Consider the following 12,807-nt stretch of genomic DNA (forward strand, 5'->3'; position numbering starts at 1 on the left):
AGGCCACCCCGATCAAGCCGAAGGCCTTAGCTCGTTTTTCCGGCGGCGAGATGTCGGCCAGCACGGCGCTGGCTGTGGCGGCGGTGCCGCCGCTCACCCCATCGATCAACCGAGCCCCGAACAGCAGGGCCAGGGGCAACCCGGCGGCCTGGGCGGCGGGCCAAAGGTTGGCCCAGGGCAAGCTGATGGTGAGAGCAAACAGGGCCAGGCCCAGCACCGAGCCCGCCACGCAGACGCTGATCACCGGTTTGCGGCCGTAGTGGTCGCTGAGGGCACCGATCAGGGGCGTGAAGGCGAACTGAGCCACCGCGTAACTACCCGCCAGTAGCCCCAGCACCCGGCCATCGCTGGTGAAGCCCGCCAGCAAAAAGGGCAGCAGCGGAAAGACGATGCTTTCCCCCAGCCGGTCGTTGAGCAGGGTCAGGAAGGCGCAGAAGAAGGTGGAGGGGCGGGGTAATGACAACGGCAGGGTGGCTGGCGGGTGCGTCAAGCCACACGTTATGGGATCGAATTGGAGCAGCTCTGAAGTGATCCACAACCGGTCCATTGCGTTGTTCCGGGCGACCTTCCATGCCCCCTGGAAGATCGATCTGGGGCAAGGGGTGGCTTCAGCCCAGCTGTCGTATTCATGTTGTCCCTCCCAGAGGGACACGATCATTAGTCCCCTTCCACCTCCGCCACCGTGTGCGCGCCTAGATCCACTGCAGTCACAGCGATCTGCGCAGATTAAGGGGCATCTGTGCAGAGGTGCGGGCGGATCTGCGCGACAGGCTCCTAGCCGCTTTCCCTAGGCTCTCCGAGGCGTCTGGAACGCGTCCGAATGGAGGATGGGCTGATCAGCCGTGCCGAGATAGTTTCGGGTGGGCTTGCCCGTCAGCGCCGCGCTCGCCTGCTGCAGCAGCAGCTGTTGGATATCTTTCATGGCCAGGACGCCCCAGCAACGGGCCTGGTGATGCCCTTGATGCCCAACTGCGGGGCCTCAGAGCCCGTACAGCCAAACCCACCGCTCTGGATCTTGATCGCCTGCTAGATCAACCCGACCAGTGGCTGCCCTTGATCCCCAGCGATGGGGAGCTGCGCCGCGAGCTGCTGCGCCAGATCAGGCAGACGGTGCCCTGCACACCAGATCAACTGGCGAACCTCACCCAACTGCTGGATCTCGCCCCCCAAGCCCCCAAGCTCGTCCAGGCATCAGAGCCAGCGGTGCCCGGGCCCCAATCAAATCTCCAGCAGGCCAACCGTCCCCGGTTGCGGGATCCGGCCACCTGGCCCGTGGGGATCAAGCTTGGCGGCCTGATGGTGCTGTTCTCGCTGCTGCCCGCCCTGTTGGTGGGTTTTGTAGGCGCCTCGATGGCAGAGCGGGAGGCCGAGGTGAGTGGCCAGAGGCAGCTGGCGGGTCTGGCCAGCTCGGTGGCCCGCGGCCTGAACCATGAAATTCAGGCTTATGTGGAGCTGATCCGCTTTGTATCCAAGGATCCCGGTGTGATCAGCCTGTCGGCATCACCGCCAGAGCAGCGGGCCGAACGCAAGCAGCGGGTGCTGGATCTGCTCGATCGCCTGCAGCGTTCCCACCCCCATGTGGTGTTCACCTACCTGCTCGATCGCGAGGGCAACTGCATCGCCGCCTCCGACCGCAAATTGATCGGCCACAACTACAGCTTCCGCACCTATTTCCAGCGGGGACTGCGGCAGTAATCCTACGTGAGCGGCACCTATCTGCCGATCTCCACCACCAACCCCTCGCCAACGATCTCGATCACCAGCCCGGTGCGCGACGGCCAGGAGGTGGTGGGGGTGGCGGTGGTGGCCACCCATACCTTGGCCAATTCCTCGTCTCTGCAGGTTGCTGAGGGCAACAGCGCCATGGTGGTGGAAGCCGATGGCCTGATCTCCTCCGCCAAGGATCCTTCCCTGAGGTTGGGCATCCTCGGCCCAGGCGGTGACAGGGCCCGCGGGACCCAACGGAGCGTCAGCCTGAACGCCCCGATCGATCGGGGCCAGCGCTTCCGCCGCCAGCTGAGCTACCACCCGATCTCAGCCAACTTGCTGCCCCTGAGGGGAGCCGCCCAACCAGGCTTTGGCTTGGGTGAACTCGATGGCCATCCCGTGGTGGCCGCCTGGCAACCCCTCGAAACCGATGGCTGGACCGCAGTGGTGCTGCAATCCCGATCCCTGTTCAGCCTGACCACGGCGGCGGTGCAGCATCGGGTGGTGCTGCTGGCCTCCTTGCTGAGTTTGCTGGCCACCCTGGCGGCCATCGCCGCTAGTCGAACCATCTCGGGCCCCTTGCGCACCCTCACGGAGGCGGCGACGCAACTGGAAACCAACCAACCAGTGGAAGACTCGCTGCTGGCCAAGGTGATCCGCCGCCGCGATGACCTGGGCTTCCTGGCCCGTCGCATCCAGGAGGCCGCGCGCCAGGCCCAGAAACGGGAAGCCACTCTCAAGGCCCAAGTGGCCGCCCTCCACATCGAAATCGACCATGGGCGGCGCGAAAGCGATGTGGCGTCGATAGTTGAGAGTGATTTCTTCAACGACCTCAAGGCCGCCGCCGCGGATCTGCGCAAGCAGCGCCGAGCCAGCCGCCAGGCTTCTCCTCCCCCCTCCTGACTCCATGAGCCTGATCGTTTCGGTGCACTCGTTCCGCGGGGGCACTGGCAAGAGCAACATCACCGCCAGCCTGGGGGCGGTGATGGCCCAACAGGGACGACGGGTCGGCGTAGTGGACACCGATATCCAGTCGCCAGGCATCCATGTGCTGTTCGGCTTTGAACCCGAAACGCTCGGTCGCTGCATCAACGACTACCTGCACGGGGAGTGCGGGATCAGCGAGGTGGTGCACGACATCACCGACCGGGTCGGCACGGTGGCGAGCGGCGGCAAGCTGCTACTGATTCCTGCCAGTATCAAGGCCACCGACATCACGCGGGTGTTGCGGGAGGGTTACGACGTGGGGCTGCTGAACACCGGCTTTCAAACCCTGATCGATGAGCTCGCCCTCGATGTGCTGATCGTGGACACCCACCCCGGACTCAACGAGGAGACGCTGGTCTCGCTCACCCTCTCGGATGTGCTGCTGCTGGTGCTGCGCCCTGATCAGCAGGATTTCCAGGGCACCGCCGTCACCGTGGACATCGCCCGCCGACTCGAGGTGCCGAGCCTGCTGCTGGCGATCAACAAGGTGCCGGAGCTGATGCCCGTCGAAGCCGTGCGGGAGCGGGTCGCGTCTGCCTACCAGGCCGAGGTGGGTGCGGTGCTGCCCCTCAGCGAAGCGATGGCGATGAACGCTTCCGCCTCCCCATTTGTCGTTTGCGACCCCGAGCATGCCTGGTCGCAACAGCTGGGGGCGATGGCGCGGCGGATCCTCGCGGAGATCTGAGATGGAGCCTGGCCAGGGGACGGCGCTGCCACTCCATCCCGACTGCACTGCCCTGTTGCAACGCCTGGAGCGCGCTGGCGTCAGGCCGGTCTCCGAGCTCTCTCCCCAGGCTGCCCGGCGCCTGGGCATGCGCCTCTACGACCTGGAACGACAGCAAGGTGAATTCTCCCTGTTGCGCCAGCTGATCCGGTTCAAAGGCGCCACCATCCCGCAACTGGCCGAGGCCATGGGACGCAGCGAGGCGGAACTGGACCATCTGCTCGATCGCCTCTACCTGGCGGGCTCAGTGCTGCGTCAGGAACGGCAGCCAGGCGTGGTCACCTGGAGCACCCGCCTCAGCCAGCAGCGCCGCACTCTGCAGGATCGAGCCCTGATCGACCGGTTGGGTGACCCCGGCCAGCCCAACCCAAGGGCGCAGGCGCGATCGGATCGCCTCACCACCGAGAACCTATACCTGGGCGGCAAGCTGCGGGCCCGCCTCTACTTGCCACCCGGCTGCGGCTCCGGGCTGCTACCGGTGGTGCTATTCGCCCATGGCGGCGGCTGGGTGATCGGCAGCATCGAAACACATGACAGCCTCTGCCGCACCCTGTGCGAGCAGTCGGGCTGTGCTTTTGTGAGCGTGGACTATCGCCTGGCGCCGGAACACCCCTGGCCCGCGGCCGCCGACGATGTGGAGTGTGCCCTGCACTGGCTGGTAAGCCATGGGAGTGATCTGGGCCTGGATATCAACCGCCTGGGGGTGATGGGGGATTCCGCCGGCGGCAACCTGGCCCTGGTGGCCGCGATGGCCGCCCGCTCGGCAGGCCTCTGCAAGCCGCGAGCGCTGGTGCTGGCCTGCGCCACCCTGGATCCTTCCCTGGGGCTGCCCTCCTATCGCGACCTGGCCGAAGCCCCCTTCCTCTCGGCGGCCGACATGCGCTGGTATGTCTCCCATTACCAGCCCGATCCCGGCCACTGGCGCGGCTCGCCCTTGGTGGGCGACCTACGCGATCTGCCGCCCTCTCTAGTGATCGCCGCCAGCCACGATCCAGCCCGTGATGACAGTGAGGTGTTCAGCGAACGGCTCGATGCGGCCGGAGGTCAGGTGACCCTGCAGCGCTACGAAGGCATGTTCCACGACTTCATCCTGTTCAGTGGTGCCATCGCCGCAGGCCAGGAGGCCTGCGCCGCCATCGCCAGGATGCTGAGAGAGCAGCTGCAGCCCTAGGCGCTCAGGGAGCCTTGATCTGTGGACAGGGGTTGGGGCCGAACATGCCGCTCAGTTTCTGGCTGCCCATCGCATAGATCTGCTGGGCCTGGGCCGGGTTGCCCTGGGCGCCCTGCAGCTTGCTCGCAAACTCCTGGCACGCCTGAGCCTGCTGGGGATTGGCGGGCTTCGCGGTGACTGGTGCGGTGACTGTTGAGGTGACTGGTGCAGGTGCCGGGGCAGCTGGAGCAGCTGCGGTGGGTGCAGGGATGTCGCCACAGGGGTTTTCGCCGAAGGTTTCAACCAGCTTCAGCACTCCCTGCTGATACACCAGTTGGGCCTGCTGGGGATTGCCGGATGCGGCCTGGAGTTTGCCGGCGAATTCCTGGCAGGCCTTGCGTTCCTGGGCGCGGCGCAGCAGTGGGCCGGCCTGGGCGTTGGGTGGCGCCAGGGGGGCGAGGCCGGCGGCCAGAAGCAGCAGGACCGGGATGGTGCGGCGAGCGGTCATCGCGAGGGGGAAGCGACCCTCACGTTATGGGAGAAGGTGGGGACGTTTGGCGTCGGGCAATCCATGCTTGGGCCTGGCGCTCGGTTTGAGGACTAGGAGATGTCTGCACCCCAGTTGAGCCACCTCAATGCCGCCGGCGAGGTGCACATGGTGGAGGTTGGCGATCGGCCCGCCACCGCCCGCCAGGCCACGGCTGAGGGGTTCATCCAGATGGCCCCCGAAGTACTGGCCTTGGTGCTGGAGGGCCGGGCCCCCAAGGGCGATGTGCTGGCGGTGGCGCGGGTGGCAGCGATCCAGGCGGCCAAACGCACCTGGGAACTGATTCCGCTCTGCCACCCGATTGCCCTCAGCGGCGTGAGCGTGGAGCTGGAGCCGGCCACCGATGGCAGTGGCCTGCGGCTGCGCGCCATCGCCCGCACCACCGGTCCCACCGGAGTGGAGATGGAGGCGCTCACGGCCGTGCAGGTGGGCCTGCTCACCCTCTACGACATGCTCAAGAGCGCCGATCCCGCCATGACCATCGGTCCGGTGCGGCTGCTGGCCAAAAGTGGCGGCCGCAGCGGGGATTGGCAACGGCATGAGTGAGCCCTTCGGCCCGGAGGGCCTGCCCCTCGACCAGGCCCGGGCCCAGATCCTGGAGTCGCTGCAGCCCCTGGGGCGCTGCGAGGCGTTGCCGCTGGCGGCCTGTCTGGGCCGCATCACCGCTGAACGGGTGCTGGCGGCGGCAGCCGTGCCGGGTTTCCGGGCTTCGATCATGGATGGCTACGCCATTGCCGGATCCGAGCAGCCGCTGGTGGGTGCCCGCTGGCGCCTGCGGGGCACTTCGGCCGCCGGTGCCCCCTATGGCTCGGCCGTGGCAGCGGGTGAGGCGGTGCGCATCCTCACCGGCGCCGTGGTGCCCGCGGGCAGCGCTCGGGTGCTGCCCCAAGAGCTGGTGCAACCGCTGGAGCTGCCCCAAGGTCCCAGCCTGGAGCTGGTGCGCCCGGCCGGTCCTAACCCCTGGATCCGCGGGCCAGAGGAGGAGGCTGCCGTCGGGCAGGAGTTGGTGGCGGTGGGCTGCCGGCTGGGGGCTGCCGAGCTGGGCAGGCTGGCCAGCTGCGGTGTGCAGCAGCTCACGGTGACCAAGCGGCCGCGGCTGGGTTTGTTGATCAGTGGTGATGAATTGCTCAGTCCCGGATTGCTTCGGGGCCCTGGCCAGATCTGGGAGAGCAATTCGGTCCTGCTTGCCGCTTTGCTGGAGCAGCTGGGTTATGGGGTGACGCAGCAGCGGTTGGTAGCCGATCAGCCCGAGCCCCTGCGCCAGGCCCTGCGGGAGCTGGCGGCCGGCTGCGATGTGGTGGTAAGCACCGGCGGCGTCTCCGCTGGCGACAGCGACTGGATCCGCCAATTGGTGGGGGAGCTGGGGGAGGTGAGCTTCTGGAAGCTGTTCCTCAAGCCGGGGCGCCCCTTTGCCTGGGGAGAGGTGGCAGGCGTGCCCTTTTTTGGGTTGCCGGGTAATCCGGTGGCGGCGGCGATCACGGCTCTGCAGTTGCTCTGGCCGGCGCTGCAGCGGTTGGAGGGTGGCGCGATCCAGGTGCTCCCCCGTCTGCGGGTGCGGCTGGATCAGGAGCTGCGGCGCGGGGCGGGGCGGCCGGAGCTGGCCCGCGCCCAGCTGGTGGTGGCGGCAGATGGGGGCTTGCTGGCCCGGGTGGAGGGCTCCCAGGCCTCCTCCCGCATCGGCTCGCTGCAGGGGGCCGATCTGCTGCTGGAGATCCCGGCGGAGCTGGGCAATCTTGAGGCGGGAACGCAGCTCTGGGCCCAGCTGCTGCGGTTGCCGATCTTCTGAGCCGCGTGCCGGCCGCGGCCCCAACTGCTCAGCTGGCAGGCAGCACGGAGTAGTGATCCACCACCAGCCCCTTGCGTTGTTCCGGGCGACCTTCCATGCCCCCTGGAAGATCGATCTGGGGCAACAGGGTGGCTTCAGCCCAGCTGTCGTATTGCGCCTGCCCTTCCCAAAGGGAGACGATCATCAAGCCCCCTTCCACCTCCGCCACCGTGCGCAGCAGCTGGGCTTGAGGTTGCTCCTTGCCCTCCAGCTGGGCCAGTTCCACTTGGAATTGCTCCAGCGTCGCTCCGGGCCAAAAATTCGCCACCATGTGCACGGCCAGCTCTCCAAGTTTTTATGCCCATGAATGTGGCACAGATAGCTGGGGTCTGCTGAGTCGCGGACTTCTTCCTGGGTCCGAGCTTCATAGGGGCGTATTGCCCGTGATCCAGCTACCCACCCCCTGGCTCCATTCCCGTTTCCAGAAGGGGGCTTCGTGCTTGAGGGCCTCAAGCAGCTCTTGGCAGCAGCGCTGGGCCGGGCCGCGGCGATCGGCCGCTACCGCCACCAGCACGATTGCGTCTCCCGGCAACACCAGACCGATCCGATGTCTCACCAGCACTGCAGTCGCCCCGTGCCGGCCCGCGGCGGCGGCTGACAGGGAGGCGATGCAGGCCTCGGTCATGCCGGGGTAGTGCTCCAGCTCCAAAGCTTCCAGGGGCTCTCCGGTGGCATCGCAGCCCCGAACCCTGCCGATGAACTGGCTTTCGGCCGCCGGCATGCCGCCAGGCAAAAGGGCTAGCTGCGCCTGCCACTCGGCCAGGACCGACAGCGGCTCGAACGGCACCGTTTCCAGCTGGATTGCCAACATCGCGTTAGCCACCACTGATTGGCGGCAGGAAGGCCAGCTCATCGCCAGCGAACAGGCTTGAGTCCCAGGCGGCGAACTGCTGATTGATTGCTACCCGCACGCCGGCGGGGGGATAGGCGGGCTGCAGGTTTAGCTGCCGCCAGAGCTGTTCAGGTGTTGTGCCAGCAGGGTTGGCTTCCCCAGCGGCTGGGGCTAGCTCGACCAGTTGCTCGCTCCAGCCCATCGCTTCTCGCAAGCCGGCGAAAAGGCGTACCTGCACTTGCGATGCCGGATCGGTGGAGACGGCCATGGCTTGCAGCAGCAGGGTTGGGGCTAAGTGATCGCTAGGGAGCTCCTAGCTACGCCGCCCAGAATGCCCCAAACGCCTGAGCCCTGCCCGTGAGCCTCGCCATCGCCCTGCTCACGGTGTCGGACACGCGCACATTGGCTGAGGACTGCAGCGGTGATGCCCTGCAGCAGCGCTTAGAGGCGGCCGGTCACCGGCTGGTGGAGCGCCTGCTGGTGCCGGACGACCGCTACCAGATCCGTGCCGCCATCAGTAGCTGGATTGCTGATCCTGCTGTGCAGGTGGTGATCAGCTCTGGCGGCACCGGGCTCACCGGCCGCGATGGCACCCCGGAGGCGGTGGCACCCCTGCTCGATAAGACGATCGATGGTTTTGGTGAGTTATTTCGGGTGCTCTCCTTTGAAACGATTGGCACCAGCAGCCTGCAGAGCCGCTGCCTGGCGGGGGTGGCTAATGGCACCGTGATTTTTGTGCTGCCGGGTTCCCTCGATGCGGTGCAGACAGCCTGGGACCGGCTGATTGCTGCCCAGCTCAATGCAGATACCCGCCCTTGCAATTTGGTGCAGCTGCTGCCGCGGTTGCGGGAGGTATGAGCCTGGTCATTACATGTCAGACAAGACGGGTGTTTTTGCTCACCTCTTAACTGAATAAGGCTTCCTAGCCTGGGTGCAGATAGTTGAGGAAAGTGAGATGACTACCTGCCAAGCGCAATCTACGGCTGCTCTGCACGATCTCAAAGAGCTGGCGCGGCGCGATCCTGCATTTACTGCCGCTTTGCTGACCACCCGGTCTACCCAGGAGGCCGCTGAGTTGGCAGCCGCCAACCACATCACTGTGACTCCTGAGGCCCTATGGCGCCATCGGGGCACTTTCATGGCTGGAGGTATGCCCACTTGGCGAGGCTGATGCTGTTTGGTTATCCATTCAGCCCCCTAGGTAGGCCATCTCGGCGTGTGTGCTGTTGGCAGATTTTGCAGTGTTGCGCTCTTCGCTATAGCGGTCGCTTCGTTGATTCCAGAGGGCGGCCATGGCTAGCTCGAGTTCTGCGGCGTCTGACTCCTCCTTCAGCCATGGTTTGAGATCCAAGCCGCTGCCCGGGGCGGCAAAAAGGCAGGTGTAGGCGACGCCATCTGCGGTAACCCGCAGACGGTTGCAGTCCCCGCAGAAAGGTGCGCTCACCGATGCCACCACAGCCAGGCTGCCGCCCCCATCCCGGTAGCGCCAGCGGCTGGCGGTGCCGTGGGCGGTGCGGCCCAGCGGCTCAAGCGGCCAGCTGCTGCCAATTTGCTCCAGCATCTCGGCGGCGCTCAACACCGCCTCGTACTGCCAGCCGTTGCGGCTGCCCACGTCCATGAACTCAATCAGCCGCAGCTCCAGCCCCCGCTCCCGGGCCAGAGCCGCCAGGGGCAGAACTTGATCGTTGTTGGCGCCGCGCTGAATCACAGCGTTGAGCTTGAGGGCGCCGCGGGCGGGATCAAAGCCGGCGGTGCTGGCGTGCACGATCGCCGCCAGCACCGCCGCCAAGGCCCGCTCACCGGCGGCGGCATCGGCTAGGCCAGCCATGCGGGCAACCGACCCAGCCGTGGTGCCATCGAGGCTGAGGGTGATCCGGTCGAGGCCTGCGGCGCGTAGCTGCTGGGCTCGCTCAGCGGTTAGTAAAAGGCCATTGCTGGTGAGAGCGATCTCCCCCAGGCCGGGACGCTCCGGGTATGTGGCGCGCAGGGGCTGCACAGCGGCGATCAGCTCCTCCAAGCCCCCGTGCAGCAGCGGCTCTCCGCCGGTAAGCCGCAGGCTGCGGGCTCCCAGGTTCACCGCCGCCCCGATCACCCCCAGCCGCTGCTTCAGCGTCAGCAGGCCCGGTGGCTCCTTGCCATCCGGCAGGCAGTAGGGGCAGGCCAGGTTGCAGCGGGCCGTGAGCGACAGCCGCAGCACCCCAAGTGGCCGGCCCAGTCGGTCGTTTGGGGGGACGCGGCTGGCTACGGTTTTGGGATGGTTAGTGGCGCTGGCCATGGCCGCAACGCTATAGCTACAGCCCCACTTACCACTCGGGGTTTCGGGCGCTGCTTGCTGCGTTGGCTGGGCTGCGATTCATAAAGAGCGACCTTGCCATACCCCTAGGCTCTGAAAAACACCGGCATAGCAGCCATGGCGCCTGAGCAATCTGGTTCGCCAGCCGCTTTCCAGTCAAAGGCATCGTCTGAGCCACCGGACCCAGAAGACGCCGCCAGCGGGGGCGGCTGGCCCCTGATCGACGGCTGGGCCCGCGCCACCCTCTCACCAACGGGGTTGCGGCTTTGGCAGACCCTCAACCACAAAAGCGCCTGCCTGAGTTGCGCCTGGGGCACGGGCGGCCAGAACGGTGGCTTTCGCGATGAACTGGGTGAGCGGCTGCAGCGCTGCCTCAAGAGTGTGGAGGCGATCGGAGCGGAACTGCAGTCCGCGGTGCCAGCGGAGGTGTTTGCCGGCCGCAGCCTGGCCGAGCTGCAGCAGCTCAGCTCCGCCGAATGCGACCAGCTGGGCCGGCTCGATCGACCCCTGATTCAGCGAGCCGGCAGCGACCACTACGAGCCGATCGGCTGGGAAGAAGTGCAAGACCTCAGCGCCGCGGCCTTCGCTAGGCCGTCGCCGGAGCGGGTTGCTTCTTACAGCTCCGGGCGCTCCTCCAATGAGGCCGCCTACCTGCTGCAACTGCTGCTGCGGGCTCTCGGCTCCAACAACCTGGCCGACTGCTCTGACCTCTGCCATGCCCCCTCCAGCATCGGCCTAGGCCGGGTGTTTGGCAGCGGCACCTCGATGGTGAGCCTCGAGAGCCTCCAGCAAGCCGATGGAGTGGTGTTGGTGGGCTCCAATGCGCCGGCAAACCACCCGCGGCTGATGAACGAGCTGATCCGCCTGCGCGAGCGCGGCGGCACGGTGATCGTGATTAATCCGGTGCTGGAGGCGGGGCTGCTCAAGTTCGGCTCGCCCGCCTTCCCGATCCGCTCGATGCTCGGCGGGGGCAGTGAGATCGCTTCGCTGTTCCTGCAGCCGATTCCAGGCTCCGACACCGCCGTGTTTTTGGGGCTGCAGAAGGCCCTGCTGGAGCGTGGCGCCATCGCCCTCGACTTCGTGAAGGCCCATGCCGATGGTTGGCAGGCCCTGATCGAGCAGATCGAGACCACCAGCTGGGAGGCGATCACGGGCTGCTGCGGCCTCAGCCGCGAGGAGCTGGAGCACACCGCTGCCCGGTTGGCTGCGTGCAAGGCGGTGGTGTTTGCCTGGGCGATGGGCATCACCCACCACGCCAACGGCACCGCCAACGTGCAGGCGATCGCCAACACGGCCGTGCTCACGGGCAACGTGGCCCGGCCGGGGGCGGGCACGATGCCGATCCGCGGCCACTCCAACGTGCAGGGCTTCGGCTCGATGGGGGTGACGGTGAATCTGCGCGAGCCGATGCGGCTGGCGCTTGAGCAGTTGCTCGGCCGGCCCCTCAGCCTCACCCGGGGCTACAACACCCGCGCCCTGATCGAGGCGGCCGCTGCCGGCGCCGTCGACTCCCTGCTCTGTTTGGGCGGCAACCTCTACGGCGCCAACCCCGACAGCCGCCAGGCCCAGGCCGCCCTTGGCCGCATCGACACGATCATCTACCTGGCCACCAAGCCCAACACCGGCCACTTCCACGGCCTGGCGGCGCGCCAGACCCTGCTGCTGCCGGTGTTTAACCGCTTCGAGACGCCCCACCGCACCACGGTGGAATCGGGCAACAACTGGGTGCGGCTCAACGAGCCCGGCAGCACCCATTTGGCTAGCGGCCAGCTGATCAGCGAGGTGGAGTTCCTGGCTGAGCTGGCCCACCGCCTGCACGGCACCGAGCCGATCGACTGGCGGCGGCTGCAGGATCCCGTGTACGTGCGCGAGCTGATCGCCCGCACCGTGCCCGGTTACGCCGCCATCGCCGAGATCGACGCCAGCAAGAAGGAATTCGAGGTGGCCGGCCGGGTGTTCCAGGGGCCCCGTTTCGCCACCGCCACTGGCCGGGCCCAGCTGGCGGTGACGCCGCTGCCCGAGCTCGGATTGCCGGATGCGGATCACTTCGGCGGCCTGGCCGCCGGCGAGCAGGGCCTGGTGCTGAACCTGATCACCGCCCGCAGTTACGGCCAGCACAATACGGTGGTCTACAAGCAGGGCGACAGCTACCGGGGCATGCCGCACCGTCAGACGATCCTGGTCAACCCAGAGGATCTGGCCGCCTGTGGGCTGCGGGCCCACCAGCGGGTGACCGTGCAGGGTGAGGCGGGCCAGCTGGATGGGATCGAGCTGATTCCCGGCTCGGTGCGCTGCGGCGCGGCTTTGATGTTTTATCCGGAGGCCAATGTGCTGATGCGGGCGGTGAACGATCCCGAGAGCGGTACGCCGGCCTTCAAGCGGGTGCCGGTGCTGTTGCGCGGCAGCTGAGGCCACTGCTCCCCTGCGTAGCCGTTGCCACCATGGCGGTGCCGGCCCTATCCGCACCACTGGCTGTGACCCTCTGGCTGCTGCCGCTCCTGGGCCTGGTGGCCTTTCTCTATGCAGCCGTGGGCCATGCGGGCGCCTCCGGCTACATCGCCGTGCTGGCCCTGGCCGGTCTGCCGGCGGAGCAGATCAAGCCGCTTGCCCTGATCCTGAACATCGCGGTGGCGGCCCAGGGCAGCTGGCAGTTCGTGCGAGCCGGCCACCTGCGCTGGCGGCTGTTCTGGCCGATGTTGCTGGCCGGCCTGCCGATGGCTTTTCTGGGGGCGCTGGCTCGAT

At 67.0% G+C, this 12,807-nt stretch carries 16 protein-coding genes; 10 read left to right on the forward strand and 6 right to left on the reverse strand.

The features are described 5' to 3' along the window. On the reverse strand, nucleotides 1-463 hold a 463-nt coding region (locus KBZ07_RS08490), incomplete at its 3' end, for an MFS transporter (RefSeq protein ID WP_254931200.1). A 357-nt stretch (nucleotides 464-820) separates the two neighbouring features. On the opposite strand from KBZ07_RS08490, the gene KBZ07_RS08495 reads away from it, so the two are divergent. The 5 genes from KBZ07_RS08495 to KBZ07_RS08515 are packed head-to-tail and all read left to right on the forward strand — an operon-like array spanning nucleotide 821 to nucleotide 4,589. Then, entirely contained in the window at nucleotides 821-1,030 is a 210-nt protein-coding gene (locus tag KBZ07_RS08495; RefSeq protein ID WP_254931201.1) for a hypothetical protein, read from the forward strand. A gap of 23 nt (nucleotides 1,031-1,053) precedes the next feature. Next, the gene (locus tag KBZ07_RS08500) at nucleotides 1,054-1,695 is read left to right on the forward strand and encodes a hypothetical protein (protein ID WP_254931202.1); all 642 of its coding nucleotides are present in this window, start codon (nucleotides 1,054-1,056) and stop codon (nucleotides 1,693-1,695) included. A gap of 6 nt (nucleotides 1,696-1,701) precedes the next feature. Then, entirely contained in the window at nucleotides 1,702-2,610 is a 909-nt protein-coding gene (locus tag KBZ07_RS08505; protein WP_254931203.1) for a cache domain-containing protein, read from the forward strand. A 4-nt stretch (nucleotides 2,611-2,614) separates the two neighbouring features. Next, nucleotides 2,615-3,379: a MinD/ParA family protein gene (locus tag KBZ07_RS08510; protein ID WP_254931204.1), complete on the forward strand. Its 765-nt coding sequence runs from the start codon at nucleotides 2,615-2,617 to the stop codon at nucleotides 3,377-3,379. 1 nt (nucleotide 3,380) lies between these two features. Continuing rightward, nucleotides 3,381-4,589, forward strand: a complete 1,209-nt coding sequence (locus KBZ07_RS08515) for an alpha/beta hydrolase (RefSeq protein WP_254931205.1) — start codon at nucleotides 3,381-3,383, stop codon at nucleotides 4,587-4,589. 4 nt (nucleotides 4,590-4,593) lie between these two features. Here the strand turns inward: KBZ07_RS08515 and KBZ07_RS08520 are convergent, their stop codons facing one another. Further along, nucleotides 4,594-5,076 (reverse strand): hypothetical protein, encoded by a 483-nt coding sequence (locus KBZ07_RS08520; protein WP_254931206.1) that lies wholly within the window; start codon nucleotides 5,074-5,076, stop codon nucleotides 4,594-4,596. Between the two features lie 99 nt (nucleotides 5,077-5,175). Here KBZ07_RS08520 and moaC point away from each other — a divergent pair, with 99 nt between their 5' ends. Together moaC and KBZ07_RS08530 are read left to right on the forward strand one after the other, a co-directional pair. Then, the gene (gene moaC / locus KBZ07_RS08525) at nucleotides 5,176-5,661 is read left to right on the forward strand and encodes a cyclic pyranopterin monophosphate synthase MoaC (protein WP_254931207.1); all 486 of its coding nucleotides are present in this window, start codon (nucleotides 5,176-5,178) and stop codon (nucleotides 5,659-5,661) included. Further along, nucleotides 5,654-6,901, forward strand: a complete 1,248-nt coding sequence (locus KBZ07_RS08530) for a molybdopterin molybdotransferase MoeA (protein ID WP_254931215.1) — start codon at nucleotides 5,654-5,656, stop codon at nucleotides 6,899-6,901. Before moaC ends, KBZ07_RS08530 begins: the two co-directional genes overlap by 8 nt. 28 nt (nucleotides 6,902-6,929) lie before the next feature. Here the strand turns inward: KBZ07_RS08530 and KBZ07_RS08535 are convergent, their stop codons facing one another. The 3 genes from KBZ07_RS08535 to KBZ07_RS08545 form a co-directional block, all read right to left on the reverse strand. After that, the gene (locus KBZ07_RS08535; protein ID WP_254931208.1) at nucleotides 6,930-7,211 is read right to left on the reverse strand and encodes a hypothetical protein; all 282 of its coding nucleotides are present in this window, start codon (nucleotides 7,209-7,211) and stop codon (nucleotides 6,930-6,932) included. Nucleotides 7,212-7,304: 93 nt separating this feature from the next. Continuing rightward, nucleotides 7,305-7,793, reverse strand: a complete 489-nt coding sequence (locus KBZ07_RS08540; protein ID WP_254931209.1) for a molybdenum cofactor biosynthesis protein MoaE — start codon at nucleotides 7,791-7,793, stop codon at nucleotides 7,305-7,307. Then, complete coding sequence (locus tag KBZ07_RS08545; protein WP_254931210.1) at nucleotides 7,756-8,040, reverse strand: MoaD/ThiS family protein; 285 nt, start codon at nucleotides 8,038-8,040, stop codon at nucleotides 7,756-7,758. Before KBZ07_RS08545 ends, KBZ07_RS08540 begins: the two co-directional genes overlap by 38 nt. An 89-nt stretch (nucleotides 8,041-8,129) precedes the next feature. Between KBZ07_RS08545 and moaB the strand changes: the two genes are divergently transcribed. Then, nucleotides 8,130-8,630 carry a molybdenum cofactor biosynthesis protein B gene (gene moaB, locus KBZ07_RS08550; protein WP_254931211.1) on the forward strand — a complete coding sequence of 167 codons (501 nt, stop codon included), beginning with the start codon at nucleotides 8,130-8,132 and terminating at the stop codon, nucleotides 8,628-8,630. 331 nt (nucleotides 8,631-8,961) lie between these two features. Here the strand turns inward: moaB and KBZ07_RS08555 are convergent, their stop codons facing one another. Continuing rightward, complete coding sequence (locus KBZ07_RS08555; RefSeq protein WP_254931212.1) at nucleotides 8,962-10,047, reverse strand: GTP 3',8-cyclase MoaA; 1,086 nt, start codon at nucleotides 10,045-10,047, stop codon at nucleotides 8,962-8,964. Nucleotides 10,048-10,182: 135 nt separating this feature from the next. On the opposite strand from KBZ07_RS08555, the gene KBZ07_RS08560 reads away from it, so the two are divergent. Continuing rightward, entirely contained in the window at nucleotides 10,183-12,474 is a 2,292-nt protein-coding gene (locus KBZ07_RS08560) for an FdhF/YdeP family oxidoreductase (protein ID WP_254931213.1), read from the forward strand. 32 nt (nucleotides 12,475-12,506) lie between these two features. After that, nucleotides 12,507-12,807 (forward strand): TSUP family transporter (locus tag KBZ07_RS08565; RefSeq protein ID WP_254931214.1); only part of this gene is annotated, 301 nt, incomplete at its 3' end.

This window comes from Cyanobium sp. BA20m-14 (assembly GCF_024346295.1).

Excerpts from the sequence above, each read along its gene's own strand:
- KBZ07_RS08545 (WP_254931210.1), bottom strand. The coding sequence starts at position 8,040 with ATGGCCGTCTCCACCGATCCGGCATCGCAAGTGCAGGTACGCCTTTTC.
- KBZ07_RS08540 (WP_254931209.1), bottom strand. The coding sequence starts at position 7,793 with ATGAGCTGGCCTTCCTGCCGCCAATCAGTGGTGGCTAACGCGATGTTG.
- KBZ07_RS08515 (WP_254931205.1), top strand. The coding sequence starts at position 3,381 with ATGGAGCCTGGCCAGGGGACGGCGCTGCCACTCCATCCCGACTGCACT.
- moaC (WP_254931207.1), top strand. The coding sequence starts at position 5,176 with ATGTCTGCACCCCAGTTGAGCCACCTCAATGCCGCCGGCGAGGTGCAC.
- KBZ07_RS08560 (WP_254931213.1), top strand. The coding sequence starts at position 10,183 with ATGGCGCCTGAGCAATCTGGTTCGCCAGCCGCTTTCCAGTCAAAGGCA.
- KBZ07_RS08510 (WP_254931204.1), top strand. The coding sequence starts at position 2,615 with ATGAGCCTGATCGTTTCGGTGCACTCGTTCCGCGGGGGCACTGGCAAG.
- KBZ07_RS08535 (WP_254931208.1), bottom strand. The coding sequence starts at position 7,211 with ATGGTGGCGAATTTTTGGCCCGGAGCGACGCTGGAGCAATTCCAAGTG.
- KBZ07_RS08555 (WP_254931212.1), bottom strand. The coding sequence starts at position 10,047 with ATGGCCAGCGCCACTAACCATCCCAAAACCGTAGCCAGCCGCGTCCCC.
- KBZ07_RS08495 (WP_254931201.1), top strand. The coding sequence starts at position 821 with ATGGAGGATGGGCTGATCAGCCGTGCCGAGATAGTTTCGGGTGGGCTT.
- KBZ07_RS08530 (WP_254931215.1), top strand. The coding sequence starts at position 5,654 with ATGAGTGAGCCCTTCGGCCCGGAGGGCCTGCCCCTCGACCAGGCCCGG.
- KBZ07_RS08520 (WP_254931206.1), bottom strand. The coding sequence starts at position 5,076 with ATGACCGCTCGCCGCACCATCCCGGTCCTGCTGCTTCTGGCCGCCGGC.